The 19,801-nt window shown below is 69.6% G+C and carries 13 protein-coding genes and 4 tRNA genes; 11 read left to right on the forward strand and 6 right to left on the reverse strand.

What is annotated here, in order from left to right; all coding sequences use genetic code 11:
* Positions 1 to 147: 147 nt before the first annotated feature.
* Positions 148 to 2,412, reverse strand: coding sequence for a DEAD/DEAH box helicase (locus OG858_RS21945; protein ID WP_328544562.1), 2,265 nt, complete (start codon positions 2,410 to 2,412; stop codon positions 148 to 150).
* A gap of 392 nt (positions 2,413 to 2,804) precedes the next feature.
* Positions 2,805 to 3,341 (reverse strand): hypothetical protein, encoded by a 537-nt coding sequence (locus tag OG858_RS21950; RefSeq protein WP_406197412.1) that lies wholly within the window; start codon positions 3,339 to 3,341, stop codon positions 2,805 to 2,807.
* 442 nt (positions 3,342 to 3,783) lie between these two features.
* On the opposite strand from OG858_RS21950, the gene OG858_RS21955 reads away from it, so the two are divergent.
* The 9 genes from OG858_RS21955 (at position 3,784) to OG858_RS21995 (ending at position 12,845) form a co-directional block, all read left to right on the forward strand.
* The gene (locus OG858_RS21955) at positions 3,784 to 4,134 is read left to right on the forward strand and encodes a metallopeptidase family protein (RefSeq protein ID WP_319069439.1); all 351 of its coding nucleotides are present in this window, start codon (positions 3,784 to 3,786) and stop codon (positions 4,132 to 4,134) included.
* Between the two features lie 283 nt (positions 4,135 to 4,417).
* Positions 4,418 to 6,046 (forward strand): metallophosphoesterase family protein, encoded by a 1,629-nt coding sequence (locus OG858_RS21960; RefSeq protein ID WP_327744296.1) that lies wholly within the window; start codon positions 4,418 to 4,420, stop codon positions 6,044 to 6,046.
* 81 nt (positions 6,047 to 6,127) lie between these two features.
* A tRNA-Glu gene (locus tag OG858_RS21965) sits at positions 6,128 to 6,200 on the forward strand.
* Positions 6,201 to 6,237: 37 nt separating this feature from the next.
* Positions 6,238 to 6,312: transfer RNA gene (locus OG858_RS21970), tRNA-Asp, on the forward strand.
* 23 nt (positions 6,313 to 6,335) lie between these two features.
* Positions 6,336 to 6,409: transfer RNA gene (locus OG858_RS21975), tRNA-Phe, on the forward strand.
* Between the two features lie 70 nt (positions 6,410 to 6,479).
* Positions 6,480 to 8,111, forward strand: coding sequence for a hypothetical protein (locus OG858_RS21980; RefSeq protein ID WP_328544561.1), 1,632 nt, complete (start codon positions 6,480 to 6,482; stop codon positions 8,109 to 8,111).
* An 81-nt stretch (positions 8,112 to 8,192) separates the two neighbouring features.
* Entirely contained in the window at positions 8,193 to 12,179 is a 3,987-nt protein-coding gene (gene hrpA, locus OG858_RS21985) for an ATP-dependent RNA helicase HrpA (RefSeq protein WP_328544560.1), read from the forward strand.
* Positions 12,180 to 12,278: 99 nt separating this feature from the next.
* Positions 12,279 to 12,353: transfer RNA gene (locus OG858_RS21990), tRNA-Asp, on the forward strand.
* 300 nt (positions 12,354 to 12,653) lie between these two features.
* A complete protein-coding gene (locus OG858_RS21995; protein WP_086747741.1) occupies positions 12,654 to 12,845 on the forward strand; it encodes a DUF6274 family protein in 192 nt (63 codons plus the stop codon).
* A 512-nt stretch (positions 12,846 to 13,357) separates the two neighbouring features.
* On the opposite strand, the gene bldC is transcribed toward OG858_RS21995, so the two are convergent.
* Together bldC and OG858_RS22005 are read right to left on the reverse strand one after the other, a co-directional pair.
* Positions 13,358 to 13,564 carry a developmental transcriptional regulator BldC gene (gene bldC / locus OG858_RS22000; protein WP_003949541.1) on the reverse strand — a complete coding sequence of 69 codons (207 nt, stop codon included), beginning with the start codon at positions 13,562 to 13,564 and terminating at the stop codon, positions 13,358 to 13,360.
* 613 nt (positions 13,565 to 14,177) lie between these two features.
* Positions 14,178 to 15,020, reverse strand: a complete 843-nt coding sequence (locus OG858_RS22005) for a hypothetical protein (RefSeq protein ID WP_086747742.1) — start codon at positions 15,018 to 15,020, stop codon at positions 14,178 to 14,180.
* 223 nt (positions 15,021 to 15,243) lie between these two features.
* Here OG858_RS22005 and OG858_RS22010 point away from each other — a divergent pair, with 223 nt between their 5' ends.
* Both OG858_RS22010 and OG858_RS22015 read left to right on the forward strand, forming a co-directional pair.
* The gene (locus OG858_RS22010; protein ID WP_328544559.1) at positions 15,244 to 16,338 is read left to right on the forward strand and encodes a Leu/Phe/Val dehydrogenase; all 1,095 of its coding nucleotides are present in this window, start codon (positions 15,244 to 15,246) and stop codon (positions 16,336 to 16,338) included.
* A 323-nt stretch (positions 16,339 to 16,661) separates the two neighbouring features.
* Positions 16,662 to 16,916, forward strand: a complete 255-nt coding sequence (locus OG858_RS22015) for a DUF3073 domain-containing protein (protein WP_037689336.1) — start codon at positions 16,662 to 16,664, stop codon at positions 16,914 to 16,916.
* Positions 16,917 to 17,111: 195 nt separating this feature from the next.
* Here the strand turns inward: OG858_RS22015 and purM are convergent, their stop codons facing one another.
* Both purM and purF read right to left on the reverse strand, forming a co-directional pair.
* Positions 17,112 to 18,182, reverse strand: a complete 1,071-nt coding sequence (gene purM, locus OG858_RS22020; RefSeq protein WP_086747744.1) for a phosphoribosylformylglycinamidine cyclo-ligase — start codon at positions 18,180 to 18,182, stop codon at positions 17,112 to 17,114.
* A 67-nt stretch (positions 18,183 to 18,249) separates the two neighbouring features.
* Entirely contained in the window at positions 18,250 to 19,776 is a 1,527-nt protein-coding gene (purF, locus tag OG858_RS22025) for an amidophosphoribosyltransferase (RefSeq protein ID WP_086747745.1), read from the reverse strand.
* Between the last annotated feature and the right edge of the window lie 25 nt (positions 19,777 to 19,801).

Consider the following 19,801-nt stretch of genomic DNA (forward strand, 5'->3'; position numbering starts at 1 on the left):
AGCAGAGCCGGGCAGAGCAGGGCAGAGCCGGGCAGAACAAGCCCGAAGGGCCCGTACGACCGGAGTCGTACGGGCCCTTCGACAAATCAGCAGGCGTCAGCCGCCAGCCTCAACCGTCGGCCTCAACCGTCGGCTCAGCGATCGACGTCAGCCGTTGCGCTTCCAGCGCGGCTTCTCGTCACGACGGCCGAAGGAGGAGCCGGTGCCCGAGCCTGAGCCGGTGCCGGTGCCGGTTCCGGTGCCTCGGTGGTCGTCACGACGGCCGTACGGACGCTCGTGGCCGCCGGAGCGGAAGCCCGGACGGTCGCCGCCCTGCCGGTCACGGTTGACCGGACGGTCGCTGCCCCGGTGGCCGCCACGCTCGTCGCGACGCTCGAAGGTACGGCCACCACGGTCGGCGTCCCGACGGAAGCCACTGCCACCACGGTCGTCACGACGCTCGAAGGTACGCCCACCGCGCTCACCGTCACGACGCTCGAACCCGCCACGGTCGTTGTCCCGGCGGAAGCCGCTGCCGCCACGGTCGTCACGACGCTCGAAGGTACGGCCACCACGGTCGCCGTCCCGACGGTCGTCACGGCGGTCGTTGTCCCGGCGGAAGCCGCTGCCGCCACGGTCGTCACGACGCTCGAAGGTACGGCCACCACGGTCGTTGTCCCGACGGAAGCCACTGCCACCACGGTCGTCACGACGCTCGAACGAACGGCCACCGCGGTCGCCGTCCCGACGGTCGTCCCGACGGTCGAACCCACCGCGCTCACCGTCGCGGCGGTCGTCCCGGCGGAACCCACCACGGTCGCCACGGTCGTTGTCACGACGCTCGTAACCGCCGTTGCCCCGCTCGTCACGGCGCTGACGCGGCTGGTCGTTCGAGGGACGCTCGTACGTCGGCTGCTCGACGATCGCGGCCGTGGCCTCGACCGGCGCGCCGTCCGCCTCGACGGCGACGGTGGCGGTGGTCTCCGCGGCGGCGACGGCCGCCTCCGGGTCCTCGCCCCGCTCCCGCGCGGCACGCGCGGTCAGCCGGGTGGCCTCGTCGCGCAGCTCGGAGGCGCGGCGCGTGGCACGCTCCAGCTCCTTGCTGAGCTGGGCGACCTCGCGCTCGGCCTGCTGCGCCGCGTTGTCGACCGACTCGGCCTGGACCTCGGTCATCGACCGGGCGCCGGTGATCTCGGCGACCTCGGTGTCGAAGGCCGTACCGCCCTGGATGATGTGGCGCGAGGCGTCGACGCCCGCGTCCTCCATCAGGCGGAAGATCTGGCGGCGCTGGTGCGGGAGGGAGAGGGACACGACCGTGCCGCTGCGACCCGCGCGGGCCGTACGGCCGGAGCGGTGCAGGTAGTCCTTGTGGTCACCGGCCGGGTCCACGTTCAGGACCAGGTCGATGCCGTCGACGTGGATACCGCGGGCGGCCACGTCGGTCGCGACCAGCGCGTTGACGTAACCCTTCTTGAAGTCCTCCAGCACACGGGTACGCGCGCCCTGCGTCATGCCGCCGTGGAGCGCGTCGGCCTTCACACCGGAGTCGCAGAGCTGCTCGGCGATGCGGTCGGCGCCCAGCTGGGTGCGGACGAAGATGATCGTGCGGCCCTTGCGGGAGGCGATCGCGGCGGTGACCGGCGCCTTGTCCTTGGGCTTCACGATGAGGATGTGGTGCGACATGGTCGTGACGTTGCCCTGGGCGCTGTCGACCTCGTGCGTGACCGGGTTGCTCAGGTAGCGCTTGACCAGCGTGGAGATCTCGTTCTCCATCGTGGCCGAGAACAGCATGCGCTGGCCGCCGCCCGGGATCTGGTCGAGCAGCTCGGTGACCTCGGGCAGGAAGCCCAGGTCGGACATCTGGTCGGCCTCGTCGAGCACGGCGACCTGGACGTTCTCGAGGGAGCAGGCGCCACGGTTGATGAGGTCGCGCAGTCGGCCCGGGGTGGCGACGAGGACGTCGACGCCGCGCTCCAGGGCGTAGATCTGGTTGCTCATGGACGTACCGCCGCAGACGACCTTCATCTTCAGGCCGAGGACGTCGCCGTACGGCTGGAGGGCGTCCGCGACCTGCATCGCGAGCTCACGCGTCGGCGTGAGGATGATGCCGCGGGGCTTCTTCTTCTCCGTGTGGCTGCCGGACAGCTGCGTCAGCAGCGGCAGACCGAAGGAGAGGGTCTTGCCGGAGCCGGTGCGGCCACGGCCGAGGATGTCCTTGCCGGCCAGGGCGTCCGGGATGGTCGCGGCCTGGATCGGGAAGGGGGTGGTCACGCCGTTCTGCGCGAGCTTGCGCACAACGCCCTCGGGGAGGCCCAGGGTCGCGAAGGTGACCTCGGGCGCCGCCTCGACGGAGACGTTCTCGATGCTCTCGATGTTCTCGACGTCTTCGCCGTTCTCGGGCACGACGACGTGATCAGTACTGGAAATGGACATGCGTATGCGAAACCTTCCGGAGTCTCGTCGGCACGCGCCCGTCAACTCCGTGATTCGCACACGACCGCCTCTATGCGGTCCGCCACGGCAAGGGAGAGTACGCGCCACACGGCGCGCTCTGTGGTGGCGCCGGGCAATGGGATCAAACGATCTACCACCATACGCACCCACCACCCACCAAGGCAAACTGGGCGGATAACCGCAGGTCAGGCGCTGACACCTCGGGCGGCAGGTGAGCGCCGACGACGAACGGGTGCGGAATCCCCACGTCGAGCACGGGGCAACCGAACAGACACCCCCACCCGAACACGCCCCGAACGCACGCCCGACCCGGCCCCTCGACCCCCAACTCCCCAACTCCCCAACTCCCCAACTCCCCAACTCCCCAGGCTCTACACCGCATCCCCGGCCTGAGGCGCCGGCTCGCGCTCCACCAACTGCGCCCCCTGCTCATGCGCGGACGACGACGGCTCGGCCGAGGGCTCCGGCGCCGGCGACTCCACCGGCTTCGACGGCTCGGGCTGGGGCTCCGCCACCGTCGGCGGGGGAGTCGGCTCCGCCTTCGTCGGCTCGGGCTGCTCCGGCCGCCCCCCGTCCCCCTCGTCCTTGCCCCCCTTGGGCGGCGTCGCCTTCCCGGACGGTTCGGCGGCCCCGGAGGCCGACGGGGCGGCGGAGGCGGACCTGGACGCCGAGGGGTCGGGTGAGGCGGAGCCGCGCCGCTTCCCCTGCCCGGACTGGTACCCCGTACCGCCCCCGCCCGTCACCGCGGAGCCTCCGTCCGGCTTCTCACCGCCCCGCTGCCCCGCGGACGGCGACGGGCCGGGCTTCCGCCCCTCGTCCCCCACGCTCATACAGCCGGCGGCTGCCGCTACGGCCATGACCGTGGCGGCCAGACGGACGGATACGTTCAAGGCGCGCACGGCGGCCACCTCCGAGGGGGCAAAAAGGGGAGTCCCCCTGCCCAACTCCCGCCGCCCACAAGAAGACACGCGCCGCCCGACGCCCCTACGCGTGCCGCACTTCACAGCCCTCGGCCGGAGCAGCACCCCCGAAGCGGCGCGGGGAACCGCGCGAACGGCCCCGCACACCCGCGCGTACCCGACGCCCGTACCCACCCCTTCCGTACCGGAGGGGGCCCAGACCGCTCCGGGACAACTCCCGGACGTTCACCATCCGAGCGGCACCCGAGCGGCCCCGCCCGTACCCACCCCTTCCGTACCGGTGGGGGACCAGACCGCTCCGGGACAACTCCCGGACGTTCACCATCCGAGCGGCACCCGAGCCGCCCCGCCCGTCCGCCGTGCCCCCGTGGCGGACAGGCGGGGCCTTCGTGCCCCTCCGCTTACGCGCCCCGTCGTTGACAATGGCCCTGTGCTGGAGATGACGCGCGACGCGTTCGAAGAACTGGTGAGTGAGGCCCTGGACCAGATCCCGCCTGAGCTGACGCGGGTCATGGACAACGTGGCGGTGTTCGTGGAGGACGAACCGCCCGCCGACGACCCGGAGCTACTGGGCCTCTACGAGGGGACCCCCCTCACGGAGCGCGGGGAGTGGTACGCCGGAGTCCTGCCGGACCGCATCTCGATCTACATGGGCCCCACCCTGCGCTACTGCGAGACGCCGGAGGACGTGGTCCACGAGGTGGCCGTCACTGTCGTGCACGAGGTGGCGCACCACTTCGGCATCGAGGACGCACGGCTCCACGAACTGGGCTGGGGCTGACCTCCCGGCGTTCCCGACACGCGCCCACCTTGCCCCTGACCAGGGGTGATGAACACCCCTGGGATGATCCGGTCCGGCAGCCCCCCGTGCACCCCGATCCCCACGACCCGCGCGTACGAGAGATACGAGCGGCGCGAAGCCACACAGGACACGCAACAGCCCGGCACACCACGCACGACGACCGGCGCAGCACGCACAACCACCCGACTCCAGTCCCCCGCCCCCCAGGACCCTCACGACCTCCCGCCGCATATCCGCCCCCATCCATGGGCATACGGGACCAATGGCCAGCGTCCCCGCCGCCCCAGCCACCGCCGCCGACACCCCGCGCACGACCCTGCGCCGCATCCTCCGGGCCATGCCGCGGGCCCCCCGCGCCCTGGCCCGGCACTATCGCTCGCGCCGCGCGCACCCGACCTTCGAGCTGGTCCACCACCCCCACCCCTGGGCGCGCGCGCTCGGCCTGGTCTCGGTCGTCCTGCTCGGCGCCTGGCTGGGCCTGCTGATCGTGGGGAACGTACGCACGCCCGTCGGCCCCATGAACACGACGATGACCCTGCGCCCGTCCCTCACCGGCGGCACGAAGATCAACGTCTCTCCGCTGGGCGCCCTGGAGCTGCAGAGCCACAACGCCCCCGTACGCCTGGACGTGAACGTCGACCAGCTCGACCCGGAGCGTGCCCAGGCCCTGGTCGACCACCCCGAGCGGATCTCCGGGCTGCAGGAGGAGATCGCCTCCGACGTGCAGCACGGCACCATCGACCTGGCCGTACGGTCCGGCGTCGCCGTCGTCGTCGGGGCCACCACGCTCGGCCTCGCCGTGTACCGCCGCCCCCGCCGCGCCCTGGCCGCCGGCGGCCTCGCCTTCGTGCTCCTGGCCGGCGCCGGCGGGACGGCCGCCGCGACCTGGAACCCGAACTCCGTCCTGGAGCCGAAGTTCTCGGGTCTGCTCTCCTCCGCACCCTCGATCGTCGGCAACGCGCGCAGCATCGTCACCGAGTTCGACGTCTACCAGCAGGAGTTGGCCCGCCTGGTGACGAACGTGACCAAGCTGTACGACGTCACGTCCACACTCCCCGCGTACCAGCCGGACCCGACCACCATCCGTGTCCTGCACGTCTCGGACATCCATCTGAACCCCGCGAGCTGGAAGATCATCGCCTCGCTGGTGGAGCAGTACGAGATCAATGTCATCGTCGACTCCGGCGACACCATGGACCACGGCTCCGCCGCCGAGAACGGCTTCCTCGACCCGATCGCCGACCTCGGGGCCCCGTACGTCTGGGTGCGCGGCAACCACGACTCGCGCACGACACAGCGCTATCTGGAGGGCATCGACAACGCGCACGTCCTCGACGAGGGGAGGGCGGTGACCGTGGGTGGGCTGCGCTTCGCGGGGATGGGGGACCCGCAGTTCACCCCGGACCGCTCGACCGGCAAGTCGGGTCTGCCCTCGGAGGAGGTGGCGGGGCGGCGGCTGGCGGACGCCCTGCGCGCCCAGAAGGCGGCGGGCACCCCCGTGGACATCGCGATCGCCCACAACCCGGACGCCGCCCGGGAGACGGACGGCGACGTCCCGCTCGTCCTCGCCGGGCATCTGCACCACCCGGAGATGGAGGTCCTCGACGAGGGCACCCGCCTGCGCATCGAGGGCTCGACCGGCGGCAGCGGTCTGCGCGCCGTGGAGGGCAAGCACCCCGACCCGATCGAGGCCTCGGTCCTGTACCTCGACCGCGACACCCGCCGCCTCCAGGCCTGGGACGAGATCAAGCTCGGCGGCCTGGGTCTGACGACGGCCGAGGTCAGCCGCCATCTGCCGAAGGAGAACCAGCCGGGTGCCCGACCGGGGGACGAGCAGTCCCCGGCGCCTTCCGGAAGGACGTCGACCAGCGAGTCCCCCAGCGGCCCGTAAACCGTTTTGGCGATACCTCCTGCCATCCCATATGCTTCAACACGTCCCCGACGCGCTGAGAAGCGCGCAGGCGGGCCGATAGCCCTCATCGTCTAGCGGCCTAGGACGCCGCCCTTTCAAGGCGGTAGCACGGGTTCGAATCCCGTTGGGGGCACGCAACACCCTGTGCGAGACTAGTCCCGCACAAGCTTGGTCCTGTGGAGCAGTTTGGAGTGCTCGCCACCCTGTCAAGGTGGAGGCCGCGGGTTCAAATCCCGTCAGGACCGCTGGTGTTCCACGCGAGCACCGTGGCTGGGTAGCTCAGTTGGTACGAGCGATCGCCTGAAAAGCGATAGGTCGCCGGTTCGATCCCGGCCCCAGCCACATCGAACGAAAACCCCCTCCGGACGACCGGAGGGGGTTTTCGTCGCTCATGGAAACCTGAGGGGGGTTCTTGAGAGGCATCACCAGGGGGCTTGTGACGGCCGGCGCCGTCCTGTTCTCCCTGCTCGCGATACCCGGCACGGCACACGCCGACGCTCCGGTCGTCAAGGAGGCGGGCAGCTCCGGCGACTGGGCAGCCATCGACGTACGTCTCAACCACGGCAGCGCGATCGGCGAGGACGTCACGGAGATCACCGCGACGCTCCGCCCCGTCGGCAGCGCCGAGTCGGACGCCCCCGTGGCCACGGTCACCGATTTCAAGCAGTCCTACTGGGTGAGCAGTTGGGAGGGCGTGTGGTCCTCGCCCCCCGTCCACCTGGACACCCTGGGCGACTACACGATCGACGTCGAGGCCACCACGAGCGCGGGCGAGACCACGGTCCGGAAGAACGCCGGCACACTGCGGTACCGCAAGCAGCCGGTCCTCCAGGACTTCGCCGTCACCCCCACCGCGCCGACCATCGACGACAGGACGGTCACGGTCAGCGGTGACCTGGTCGTGCGCGATCCGAGCACCCGCGCGACCGAGCCCCTGCCGGGCGAGTCCGTGGACCTCAGGATCGGCCGGCGGATCGAGACGACCGCCACCACGGACGAGAAGGGCCACTTCTCCGTCTCCCGCGAGCTGGCGGAGGGCGGCTGGGCCTGGGCCACGTACCAGGGTGACCTGGGCTACGCCGACACCTCCTGGGTCGACATCGCACCCAAGGCGGCACCGACCCGCCTCGTCCTCGACAAGGCGAGCTTCCACCCCACGGCGGGCGACAGGATCACGGTCTCCGGCACGCTCGAGTACCAGAGCGGCTCGGAGTGGAAGCCCCTGTCCGGCATCCCGCTGGAGATGGACCACAAGAACAGCAGCACCGCCGACCCGATCGAGGCGACCACGGACGCCGAAGGCCGCTTCGGCTTCGTGGCGAGCCCGTACCAGAAGACCGTGTACGAGGTGGCCTTCTCGCCGTACCCGTACAACGCCTGGATCCAACGCACCGCGACCGCCGACGTCTCGGTCGCGGTCACCGCGACGACGAAGTTCCGGGAGTTCACGGCCTCGCTGGACGAGTACGCCGAGCTCAGCCTCTCCGGCACGCTCGGGATCACCGGGGACGACCACAGCGAGCGGGTGAGCGTCGCCGTCCAGTACTCGCCCGACGGCAGGACCGGTTGGACCACCGAGAAGACCGTGAAGACCGGCTTCGACGAGCAGTTCCACGTCAAGGTGCCGGGCCACACGGACGGCTACTGGCGGCTGAAGTACGCAGGTTCCACGACGTACGACGTCAAGGGCACCATCAGCGGCTCGTCGCGCGAGAACCGGGTCCTCACCCGGATCAAGGACGCGAACGCCTCGCCCGAGCCGGTCCGCAAGGGCCGCACGGTCACCGTCAAGGGCGTGCTCCAGGAGCGCAAGGCCGACGCGTCCACGTGGAAGGCGTACGGCTCCGAGAAGGTCCAGATCCTCTTCCGGCCCAAGGGCAAGAAGACCTGGTACCTGATGACGACCGTCACCTCGAAGTCGAACGGTTCCTTCAGCAAGGGATTCACGGCCCGGCAGGACGGCACCTGGGTGCCCGTCTTCGCGAAGCCCGACAGCAAGCACTTCGTCGGCAGCGGCAAAGAGGACTACGTCGACGTGCGGTAACGCGCATCACAGGCATCGGGCGAGGGGCGGACGCAAAAGCGTTCGCCCCTCGTTTCGTCGAGGTGAGATCCTGGGTCCCGTATGTCTACGCCACCTGCCCCCGCCTTCGGCGCCCTCGCCCCCCGCCTGGCCGAGCTGTCCCTGCGCGACGCGCACCGGCTCGGACGCAGGCTCGAAGGCGCGCGCAAGATCCGTAAGCCCGAGGCCCGGGCCGCCGTCCTCGCCGAGATCGAGGCGGAGGTCGCCAAGGGCGAGTCCCGCATGGCCGAGCGCGCCGCGCGCGTACCGGCCGTCTCGTACCCCGAGCAGCTGCCCGTCAGCCAGCGGAAGGACGACATCGCGGCCGCCATCCGCGATCACCAGGTCGTCATCGTCGCGGGTGAGACCGGGTCCGGGAAGACGACCCAGATCCCCAAGATCTGTATCGAGCTGGGGCGCGGCGTCCGCGGCATGATCGGGCATACGCAGCCCCGTCGTATCGCCGCCCGTACGGTCGCCGAGCGCGTGGCGGAGGAGCTGCGGACCCCTCTCGGTGAGGCCGTGGGCTGGAAGGTCCGCTTCACCGACCAGGTGAACCCGGACGCGACCTTCGTCAAGCTGATGACGGACGGCATCCTGCTCGCCGAGATCCAGACGGACGGCGAGCTGCGCGCCTACGACACGATCATCATCGACGAGGCCCACGAGCGGTCCCTCAACATCGACTTCCTGCTGGGCTACCTGGCCCAGCTGCTGCCCAGACGCCCCGACCTCAAGGTCGTCATCACCTCCGCGACCATCGACCCCGAGCGCTTCTCCCGGCACTTCGGCGACGCCCCGATCGTCGAGGTCAGCGGCCGTACGTACCCGGTGGAGGTGCGCTATCGCCCCCTCCTTGAGGAGGAGGGCGACGACGCCGACCGCGACCAGATCACCGCGATCTGCGACGCGGTCGAGGAGCTTCAGGGGGAGGGCAAGGGCGACATCCTCGTCTTCCTCTCCGGGGAGCGGGAGATCCGCGACACCGCCGACGCGCTGATCAAGAAGCAGTACCGCTTCACGGAGGTACTGCCCCTGTACGCCCGGCTCTCGCACGCCGAGCAGCACCGGGTCTTCCAGCCGCACACGGGCCGCAGGATCGTTCTGGCCACGAACGTCGCCGAGACCTCCCTCACGGTCCCCGGCATCAAGTACGTCATCGACCCGGGCTTCGCCCGCATCAGCCGCTACAGCCACCGCACCAAGGTCCAGCGGCTCCCGATCGAGGCGATCTCCCAGGCCAGCGCCAACCAGCGCAAGGGCCGCTGCGGCCGTACGTCCGACGGCGTCTGCATCCGCCTCTACTCCGAGGACGACTTCGAGGCGCGCCCCGAGTTCACGGACGCCGAGATCCTCCGTACGAACCTCGCCTCCGTCATCCTCCAGATGACCGCGGCCGGCCTCGGTGACATCGAGAAGTTCCCCTTCATCGACCCGCCGGACCACCGCAACATCCGCGACGGCGTCCAGCTCCTCCAGGAGCTCGGCGCGCTCGACCCGGCGCAGAAGGACCTGCGCAAGCGACTGACCCCGATGGGCCGCAAGCTCTCCCAGCTGCCCGTCGACCCGCGGCTGGCCCGCATGGTCGTCGAGGCCGACAAGAACGGCTGTGCCCGCGAGGTCATGGTGATCGCCGCCGCGCTCTCCATCCAGGACCCGCGCGAGCGCCCCGCCGACAAGCAGGCCCAGGCGGACCAGCAGCACGCCCGCTTCAAGGACGAGACGAGCGACTTCCTCGCCTACCTCAACCTGTGGCGGTACGTCCGCGAGCAGCAGAAGGAACGCGGCTCGTCGTCCTTCCGCCGGATGTGCAAGCAGGAGTACCTGAACTTCCTGCGGATCCGCGAATGGCAGGACATCTACAGCCAGCTGCGCACGGTCGCCAAGCAGATGGACATCCATCCGAGCGAGGACGACGCACCCGAGCAGCACATCCATCTCTCCCTCCTCGCCGGCCTGCTCTCCCACATCGGCATGAAGGACGTGAAGGACGCCGGAGGGGAGACCGGGAGAAGCACGGGGAAGAACGAGTACCTGGGCGCCCGGAACGCCAAGTTCGCGATCTTCCCGGGCTCGGCCCTCTTCAAGAAGCCCCCGCGCTTCGTGATGTCGGCGGAACTGGTGGAGACGAGCCGCCTCTGGGCGCGCGTCAACGCGAGGATCGAGCCGGAGTGGGTCGAACCGCTCGCCGAGCACCTCCTCAAGCGGACGTACAGCGAGCCGCACTGGGAGAAGGACCAGGCGGCCGTGATGGCGTACGAGAAGGTCACGCTGTACGGCGTACCGATCGTCGCCCAGCGGAAGATCAACTACGGCCGGATCGACGCGGAGGCCAGCCGCGAGCTGTTCATCCGCAACGCGCTCGTCGAGGGCGACTGGCGGACGCACCACAAGTTCTTCGCCGACAACCGCAGGCTCCTCAGCGAGGTCGAGGAGCTGGAGCACCGGGCCCGACGCCGGGACATCGTGGTCGACGACGACACCCTCTTCGACTTCTACGACCAGCGGGTCCCCGAACATGTCGTCTCCGGCGCCCACTTCGACTCCTGGTGGAAGCACAAGCGCCATGAGCAGCCCGACTACCTGGACTTCGAGCGGGAGATGCTCATCCGGGAGTCGGCGGAGGCGGTCACGAAGGCCGACTACCCGGACTCCTGGCGCCAGGGGCAGCTCAAGTTCCGTGTCACGTACCAGTTCGAGCCGGGCACCGACGCGGACGGCGTGACGGTCCACGTCCCCCTCCATGTCCTCAACCAGGTCACGGACGAGGGCTTCGACTGGCAGATCCCGGGTCTGCGGGAGGAGGTCGTGACGGAGCTGATCCGTTCCCTCCCGAAGCCGATCCGCAGGAACTACGTGCCGGCGCCGAACTTCGCGCAGCGCTTCCTGGACCGGGCGGTCCCCCTGCAGGAGCCGCTGCCGGTGACGATGGCCCGCGAGCTGAAGCGCATGGTGGGCGTGCCGGTGACGCCCGAGGACTTCGACTGGTCCCGGGTCCCCGACCACCTGAAGATCACCTTCCGGATCGTCGACGAACGGCGCCGGAACCTCGCCGAGGACAAGAACCTGGAGGCGCTGCGGCTGCGGCTGAAGCCGAAGGCGCGCCAGGCCCTCTCCCAGGCTGCCGCGGCCACCGCCGAGCGCGAGGGCGGCGAGTCCCTGGAGCGCAAGGGCCTCACGGACTGGACGATCGGCTCGCTCACCCGCGTCTTCGAGACCCGCCGGGCCGGGCAGCCGGTGAAGGCGTATCCGGCACTCGTCGACGACGCGGCCGACGGACCGACGGCGAACACCGTCTCCGTACGCCTCTTCGACACCGAGGCCGAGCAGACCGAGGCGATGTGGAAGGGCACCCGCAGGCTCATCCTCCGCAACATCCCGGTCAACCCCGCGAAGTTCGCTTCCGAAAAGCTGACGAACGCGCAGAAGCTGGCGCTGTCCGCGAATCCGCACGGTTCGATCCAGGCGCTGTTCGACGACTGCGCGATGGCGGCGGCCGACCGGCTGATCGCCGAATTCGGCGGACCGGCGTGGGACGAGTCGTCGTACCGCAAGCTGTACGACAAGGTGCGCGCCGAGATCGTCGACACGACGGTCCGTACGGTCGGCCAGGTGCAGCAGGTGCTGGCCGCCTGGCAGGCCTGTGAGCGCCGCCTGAAGTCCACCCGCAGCCCGGCCCTCCTCGCCAACCTCGCCGACGTACGGGGGCAGCTGGACGCCCTCGTGAAGCCCGGGTTCGTCACGGAGGCGGGGCTGCGCCGGCTGCCGGACCTGATGCGCTATCTGGTGGCGGCCGACCGGCGGCTGCAGCAGATGCCGACCGGCGTCCAGCGGGACACGGCCCGCATGGAGAAGGTCCACGAGATGCGTGACGAGTACGCCTGGCTGCTGGAACAGCTGCCCCGGGGCCGGCCCGTCCCCTCGTCCGTCCTGGAGATCCGCTGGATGATCGAGGAACTGCGTGTCAGCTACTTCGCGCACGCCCTCGGTACGGCCTACCCCGTCTCCGACAAGCGGATCGTGAAGGCGATCGACGCCGCCGTTCCGTAACGGGCCGCTCACTCCGGGTGAGTTCGACCGTGGGGTCCCGCTCCTGTACAGTCTCTTCTCGCAGGCCAGCGCGGCAACAAGGCGCGGACTGCGAAACCTGGTCCTGTGGAGCAGTTTGGAGTGCTCGCCACCCTGTCAAGGTGGAGGCCGCGGGTTCAAATCCCGTCAGGACCGCACGATTGCAAGAGGCCCGCATCCGGTGAGGATGCGGGCCTCTTGTCGTGTGCGGCGGCTCTTCTCGCCCCCGCCACCCTCACCCATCCCGCCCCGGGGCTGCCGCCCCTTCGACCCCACCTACACCCAAGAGCTCGGGGATTGGGGCTGTTGGGCGCACGGGGCGGGTGTGGCTGGTCGCGTAGCCCCCCGCACCCCTGAGGGGCTGCCTGCGGCGGCCCCATCCGCGCGGTGAGGGTTGACGGCGTCACATTCCGCCGGTACCTCAGATTCAGGGCCCAGAGACCCCGGAGGTGGCGTATGGCGGCGTCCGCTCGGCACGAGACCCGCGCATTGCTCCGTGCTCACCTGTCGGCCGCCTCCTCGTACCGCCACCTCACCCGCCACTGCCCGATCTGCCACCGCCTGCTGCGGCTGGCGACGGAGCACGGGGCGGGCGGCGAGGAGGGCGCGGAGGGGAACGCGGAGGAGGAGACGCCCTCCAAGGCGTGAGACGCGTCCCGCAGGGAACACACTCGGCTAGGGCTCGCCCCGCTCAACTCCTGGCCTCAGTACCGCAGATGGTGCAGGGGCGACAAGGATCCCGACATGTGACGGGTGTCACGGTATGAGTTTCCGGAACGCCGTCTCTTACAGGCCTCATACAACTGGTCAATTTAATATGTGCAATTGCACCACCCCCTGAGGCCCTGCACAGGAGATCCGACAGCCCTCCCCAGAGTCCGACAAGCCCGCGCACAACCCTTCGCATCCGGACCCGAACCCCCGGTCCAGGGCACAAAAAAAGATCGCGCTGGACCCGGCGGAGTCCAGCGCGATCTACGACGCACCCTTGTTGCTTGCCTGACGATGCCCAGGGGGCCTGGGGCCTCCCGGAAAGTTCTGTGTGGCTCGGGCGTGGGATCTGTTGGGGCAGAACCCGCGTCGTTCGGAGCTGCTTGAGCGGTGTTTCCAGGCTCCCGGCCGATTGGGGGACCAGCCGAAATGCCCTGTCAAACGAGGGTTCAGGCCTCGCTGCGCTGCTGCGGAATGCCCGCGAGCAGTGCGCGGACCTCAGCCTCGCGGTAACGGCGGTGTCCGCCGAGCGTACGGATGGACGTGAGCTTGCCGGCCTTCGCCCACCGCGTGACCGTCTTGGGGTCGACACGGAACATGGTGGCGACCTCAGCCGGGGTCAGCAGCGGCTCGGCATCAGGGGTGCGAGCGGTCATGAGCGGCCTCCTCGGGAGAACCGAACCTTCTCGGTTCTTTCCTCTAAATTCTGCACCTTGACCCGCGTTGCCCGAAATGGCGGACGCGAGTCGAGTCGGTTATAGGACGAACGGCTTGTCCTCGGCACTACAACTACACCATCCGTCCAGCCACGTCGGCCAAACCGATGGAATTGCCCTCCCAGGTGTTCATCAGCGACGGATGCCGATGGACCATGCCATAGCGGACAGTCACGCCGCTGTGACGATCAGTCACAGCGGCGTGCAGGAGTCACGGGACCCCCCATTAGCGTGCAATGCTGAGATTCCACCCATACGTGGGCAGAAGGAGCCTCCCCCGGGCTCCTTGTCCTATTTTGACACGAGGAGGTGCGTAAGAGGCAAGGCCCGCGTAAGTGCAATCCGTCACGCTTGGCGGCTTCTTGACGCAAAAGCCCGGATCGGGACCTACGTCCCCCCACCGACGCCCCGCATGAAACTGCGTTGCGTCAAGCTTGGGTCAAGGGTGGACAGTTCACCATGGTTCGGCCTTCATGGAAAGCCTTTTCCCACTGGCCCCACAAGTCACAAGTACGGCCGAGAGGTTGAGTCGGTTCAACCGGTTCGGCCCGGTTCAGTTCGCCGAGCGCCGGTCCCGCACCGCCCGCCAGCGCTCGACCAGCCGCCCGTACGCCTCCCCGGCGGCGAGACCGTCCCCGTCGCGGAGTGCCTCGATGCCCTCGGCGGCGTCGGCGGCGGAGTGGTCGCCGTCCAGCTCGGCGGCGGGCAGGACGTGCACGAGGCCGCCGTAGTCCAGCTCGACGAGCGAGCGCGGGTGGAACTCCTCCAGCCAGCGGCCCACGTCGATCAGGCCGTCGATGAGCGGCCCCTCGTCGATGGTGTCGCGCAGGGTCCGCAGCCCGCGCGCCACGCGCCGCCGGGCCTGCACCATGGGAGTGCGATAGCGAAGCACCGGCGAGCTCTCGCCCGAACCCTTCTCGTAGGTGCGCTCGTCGTCCGAGACGAGGACGAACCAGTTCAGCGGCACCTGCCAGGTCGCCGTACGGATCCACGGGCGGGCGTCGGGGTTGCCGGCCATCCACCGCTCGTAGTCCTGGCTCGCCTGGTGCCGCACCAGGGGCGGCAGCACCGCGTCCAGGACCGGGACCGGCAGTTCCTCGGCCAGGTCGCCGAGCGCCTGCCAGCCGCGCAGCCGGGTCCGCCAGGGGCAGACGCAGACCACCCCGTCGACGTCCAGCACGAAGGCGTCGCCGCTCTCGTGCACCGGCACCGGGACGGGCGGGGTCGGCAGCAGGTCGGCCAGCGAGCGACGCAGCTCGTCCTGGTACGAGGGGCGGTCGGTGCGCCTGGCGTAGCGGGTCCAGTGGCCGCGCTCCGGCTCGGCGAAGGCCGCCAACGGCTCATACACGCGGAGGTAGGACGCGTACGGGACGATCACCGAGGACACCTTGGGCACGCCTGCTCCCTCCCCCGGCTGCCACCGGGGAAACCTGCCGAACCCGCACACGGGCGGGCCGGAAAACTGTGCGGATCGCACCACGTCCGTACTCCGGGAGTGGGGTGATCCTGAGGCTGCGCCGCTGTACGGCGGACGCAGGCTCTAATCTCATGCTCACAGTCCCCGCCACCCATACGGGGACCTGTCAGCAACCGCCGCTTCTTACCCAGGAGTCACCACCGTGACCGATGTATCTGACGGCGTCCTGCACACCCTGTTCCAGTCGGACCAGGGCGGTCACGAGCAAGTCGTGCTCTGCCAGGACCGGGCCAGCGGCCTCAAGGCCGTCATCGCCATCCATTCCACCGCGCTGGGCCCCGCTCTCGGCGGCACGCGCTTCTACCCGTACGCGACCGAGGCGGAGGCCGTCTCCGACGCGCTGAACCTCGCGCGCGGGATGTCGTACAAGAACGCCATGGCCGGTCTCGACCACGGCGGCGGCAAGGCCGTGATCATCGGCGACCCCGACCGGATCAAGAGCGAGGAGCTGCTGCTCGCCTACGGACGGTTCGTGGCCTCGCTGGGCGGCCGGTACGTCACCGCGTGCGACGTCGGCACCTACGTCGCCGACATGGACGTCGTGGCACGCGAGTGCCGCTGGACGACGGGCCGCTCCCCCGAGAACGGCGGCGCGGGCGACTCGTCCGTCCTGACCGCCTTCGGCGTCTACCAGGGCATGCGGGCCTCCGCCCAGCACGTGTGGGGCGATCCGTCGCTGCGGGGCCGCAGAGTCGGCATCGCGGGCGTCGGCAAGGTCGGCCACCACCTCGTGACGCATCTGCTCACGGAGGGCGCCGAGATCGTGATCACGGACGTGCGCGAGGACGCCGTACGGCGGATCCTCGACCGGCATCCGGAGGGGGTCACCGCGGTCCCGCACACGGACGCGCTCATCCGGACCGAGGGGCTCGACGTCTACGCGCCCTGCGCGCTCGGCGGGGCTCTCGACGACCGCTCCGTGCCCGTGCTCACCGCCAAGGTGGTGTGCGGCGCGGCCAACAACCAGCTCGCGCACCCCGGTGTCGAGAAGGACCTCGCCGACCGCGGGATCCTCTACGCACCGGACTACGTGGTGAACGCCGGCGGGGTCGTCCAGGTCGCCGACGAGCTCCACGGGTTCGACTTCGAGCGGTGCAGGGCGAAGGCCGCGAAGATCTTCGACACCACGCTGGCAATCTTCGCACGTGCGAAGACGGATGGCATTCCGCCGGCTGCCGCGGCCGACCGGATCGCCGAGCAGCGGATGCACGAGGCGGTCGCGGCACGCGGTCGCTGAGTCTCGGCGGACGCGCCGTACGACCCTCATGCGGTGTTCGTACGGCGTCGGCCGGTACCCGTCGGCGGCTTTAGAGAGAACTCTCACTTCCGTCGGCGGGTCGCTCGCCCAGAAACGGTTAAAATCACCGTTGACCAGCGGGGAAAGGGCTCCTCGCAGGTTCTGGGCACGGGCACGTCCTGCGGGCGACGTACCGTATGGGCGTGGGCTCAGGTACCGTGGAAGCCCTACGGACCGGTCTCTCCACGGAGAGTCCGTTCTAGATCATGAACGCGTGTCAAGACTCTGGGGCCACCGAGCCCCGTATCCGAGGGGGTCGAGCCATGGGGCGCGGCCGGGCAAAGGCCAAGCAGACGAAGGTCGCCCGCCAGCTGAAGTACAGCAGCGGCGGTACTGATCTTTCGCGTCTGGCCAATGAGCTGGGCGCTTCGACTTCGAGCCAGCCGCCGAATGGCGAGCCGTTCGAAGATGACGAAGACGACGACGACCCGTACTCCCAGTACGCGGATCTCTACAACGACGACGATGAGGACGAGGACGAGGAGTCCGGTCCTGCGTCGCATCGTCGCGGGGCTTGACTCCGTACCGCTGCGCTTGCCCGGTCCTGGTGGGTTTCCACCGCCGGACCGGGCTTCGTGCTGCCTCGCTCCGATTACCGGCACCCAGTGGGCAGAGGCCCTCTGTGTGGGGGTGCGTGCGGATGCGTTGTGGCTGGTCGCGCGGTTCCCCGTGCCCCTTGGGCGGCCATGCCGTCCAAGGGGCGTTTCGGTGTTCTAGTCGCGCGCGTAGTCGCCCACCAGTTCCGCGCCTGTCGTGTGGTCGGCACGATCCGTGATCTCTCCCGCCACCCAGGCATCGACGCCGCGGTCGGCCAGGGTCGTCAGGGCGACGTCCGCGGACTCCTGGGGGACGATGGCGATCATGCCCACGCCCATGTTCAGGGTCTTCTCCAGCTCCAGACGCTCGACCTGGCCCGTTCTGCCGACCAGGTCGAAGATCGGGGCCGGGGTCCAGGTGGAGCGGTCCACCGTGGCGTGGAGGGTGTCGGGGATCACACGGGCCAGGTTGGCCGCGAGACCGCCGCCGGTGACATGGCTGAAGGCGTGGACCTCGGTGGTGCGGGTGAGGGCCAGACAGTCCAGCGAGTAGATCTTGGTGGGCTCCAGGAGCTCCGCGCCGAGGGTGCGGCCGAGTTCGGCGATCTCGGCGTCCAGGGAGAGACCGGCCTGGTTCAGGAGGACGTGGCGGACCAGCGAGTACCCGTTCGAGTGAAGGCCGGAGGCCGCCATGGCGATCACCGCGTCACCCGTACGGATACGATCCGGGCCGAGCAGGTGCTCCGCCTCGACGACGCCCGTGCCGGCGCCGGCGACGTCGAAGTCGTCCGGGCCGAGGAGGCCGGGGTGCTCGGCGGTCTCGCCGCCGACGAGGGCGCAGCCGGCCAGGACACAGCCCTCGGCGATGCCCTTGACGATGGCGGCGACCCGCTCGGGGTGGACCTTGCCGACGCAGATGTAGTCGGTCATGAACAGCGGTTCGGCGCCGCAGACCACGATGTCGTCCATCACCATCGCGACCAGGTCGTGGCCGATGGTGTCGTAAACGCCGAGCTGCCGGGCGATGTCGACCTTCGTGCCGACGCCGTCCGTGGCGGAGGCGAGCAGCGGGCGCTCGAAGCGCTTGAGGGCGGAGGCGTCGAAGAGGCCGGCGAAGCCGCCGAGGCCGCCGAGGACCTCGGGGCGCTGCGTCTTCTTCACCCACTCCTTCATCAGCTCTACGGCGCGGTCGCCCGCCTCGATGTCGACGCCCGCGGCTGCGTAGCTGGCACCAGTTGTCTCAGACATGACGGTGAGAACTTTCGTGTCGTACTGCGGCAGGTAAGCAGGTGTTACCGGCTGTCTACGGGCAGTCTTACGGGCGACGGATCGCGTCGGCCGCGGCCGTGGCGGCGGGGCCCGCCGCCAGCTCGGTCTCCAGGAGCCGCTTGCCGAGCAGCTCGGGGTCCGGCAGGTCCATCGGGTACTCACCGTCGAAGCAGGCACGGCAGAGGTTCGGCTTGGCGATGGTGGTCGCCTCGATCATGCCTTCGAGGGAGATGTACGAGAGTGAGTCGGCGCCCAGCGAGGTGCCGATCTCGTCGATGGTCATGCCGTTGGCGATGAGCTCGGCGCGGGTGGCGAAGTCGATGCCGAAGAAGCAGGGCCACTTCACGGGCGGCGAGGAGATCCGGATGTGGACCTCCGCCGCGCCCGCCTCGCGGAGCATCCGGACCAGGGCGCGCTGGGTGTTGCCGCGGACGATCGAGTCGTCGACGACCACCAGGCGCTTGCCCTTGATGACTTCCTTCAGCGGATTCAGCTTCAGACGGATGCCGAGCTGGCGGATCGTCTGGGAGGGCTGGATGAACGTACGTCCGACGTACGCGTTCTTCACCAGACCCGCACCGAACGGGATGCCCGAGGCCTCGGCGTAGCCGATGGCGGCCGGGGTGCCGGACTCCGGGGTCGCTATGACCAGATCGGCCTCGACGGGGGCTTCCTTGGCGAGCTTGCGGCCCATCTCCACGCGGGAGAGGTACACGTTCCGGCCGGCGATGTCGGTGTCCGGGCGGGCCAGATAGACGTACTCGAAGACGCAGCCCTTGGGCTTCGCTTCCGCGAAGCGGGAGCTGCGCAGACCGTTCTCGTCGATGGCGATGAACTCGCCCGGCTCGATCTCGCGGACATAGGCGGCGCCGCAGATGTCGAGGGCGGCGGACTCGGAGGCGACAACCCAGCCGCGCTCCAGGCGGCCGAGGACCAGCGGGCGGATGCCCTGCGGGTCACGCGCCGCATAGAGGGTGTGCTCGTTCATGAAGACGAGGGAGAAGGCGCCGAGCACCTGCGGGAGGACCGTGTGGGCGGCCTCCTCGATGGTCAGCGGCTTGCCGTCCTCGTCGACCTGGGCCGCCAGGAGCGCGGTGAGCAGGTCGGTGTCGTTGGTGGCCGCCACACGCGGCGTACGGCCCTCCTGCTTGGGCAGGTCGGCGACCATCTCGGCGAGCTGGGCGGTATTGACCAGGTTGCCGTTGTGGCCGAGCGCGATGGAGCCGTGCGCGGTGGCACGGAAGGTGGGCTGGGCGTTCTCCCACACGGAGGCACCGGTGGTCGAGTAGCGGGCGTGACCGACCGCGATGTGACCCTGGAGCGAACCGAGCGAGGTCTCGTCGAAGACCTGGGAAACGAGGCCCATGTCCTTGAAGACGAGGATCTGGGAGCCGTTGCTGACCGCGATACCCGCGGATTCCTGGCCCCGATGCTGGAGGGCGTAGAGCCCGAAGTAAGTGAGCTTCGCGACCTCTTCGCCCGGGGCCCAGACACCGAAGACGCCACACGCGTCCTGGGGGCCTTTCTCACCGGGGAGAAGGTCGTGGTTGAGTCGTCCGTCACCACGTGGCACGCCACCGAGTGTAGGCGAGATCGCG

It is taken from the genome of Streptomyces europaeiscabiei (assembly GCF_036346855.1).
Lineage (GTDB): Bacteria > Actinomycetota > Actinomycetes > Streptomycetales > Streptomycetaceae > Streptomyces > Streptomyces europaeiscabiei.

Excerpts from the sequence above, each read along its gene's own strand:
- bldC (WP_003949541.1), bottom strand. The coding sequence starts at position 13,564 with ATGACCGCTCGCACCCCTGATGCCGAGCCGCTGCTGACCCCGGCTGAG.
- OG858_RS21995 (WP_086747741.1), top strand. The coding sequence starts at position 12,654 with ATGGCGGCGTCCGCTCGGCACGAGACCCGCGCATTGCTCCGTGCTCAC.
- OG858_RS22015 (WP_037689336.1), top strand. The coding sequence starts at position 16,662 with ATGGGGCGCGGCCGGGCAAAGGCCAAGCAGACGAAGGTCGCCCGCCAG.
- purM (WP_086747744.1), bottom strand. The coding sequence starts at position 18,182 with ATGTCTGAGACAACTGGTGCCAGCTACGCAGCCGCGGGCGTCGACATC.
- hrpA (WP_328544560.1), top strand. The coding sequence starts at position 8,193 with ATGTCTACGCCACCTGCCCCCGCCTTCGGCGCCCTCGCCCCCCGCCTG.
- OG858_RS21960 (WP_327744296.1), top strand. The coding sequence starts at position 4,418 with ATGGCCAGCGTCCCCGCCGCCCCAGCCACCGCCGCCGACACCCCGCGC.
- OG858_RS21945 (WP_328544562.1), bottom strand. The coding sequence starts at position 2,412 with ATGTCCATTTCCAGTACTGATCACGTCGTCGTGCCCGAGAACGGCGAA.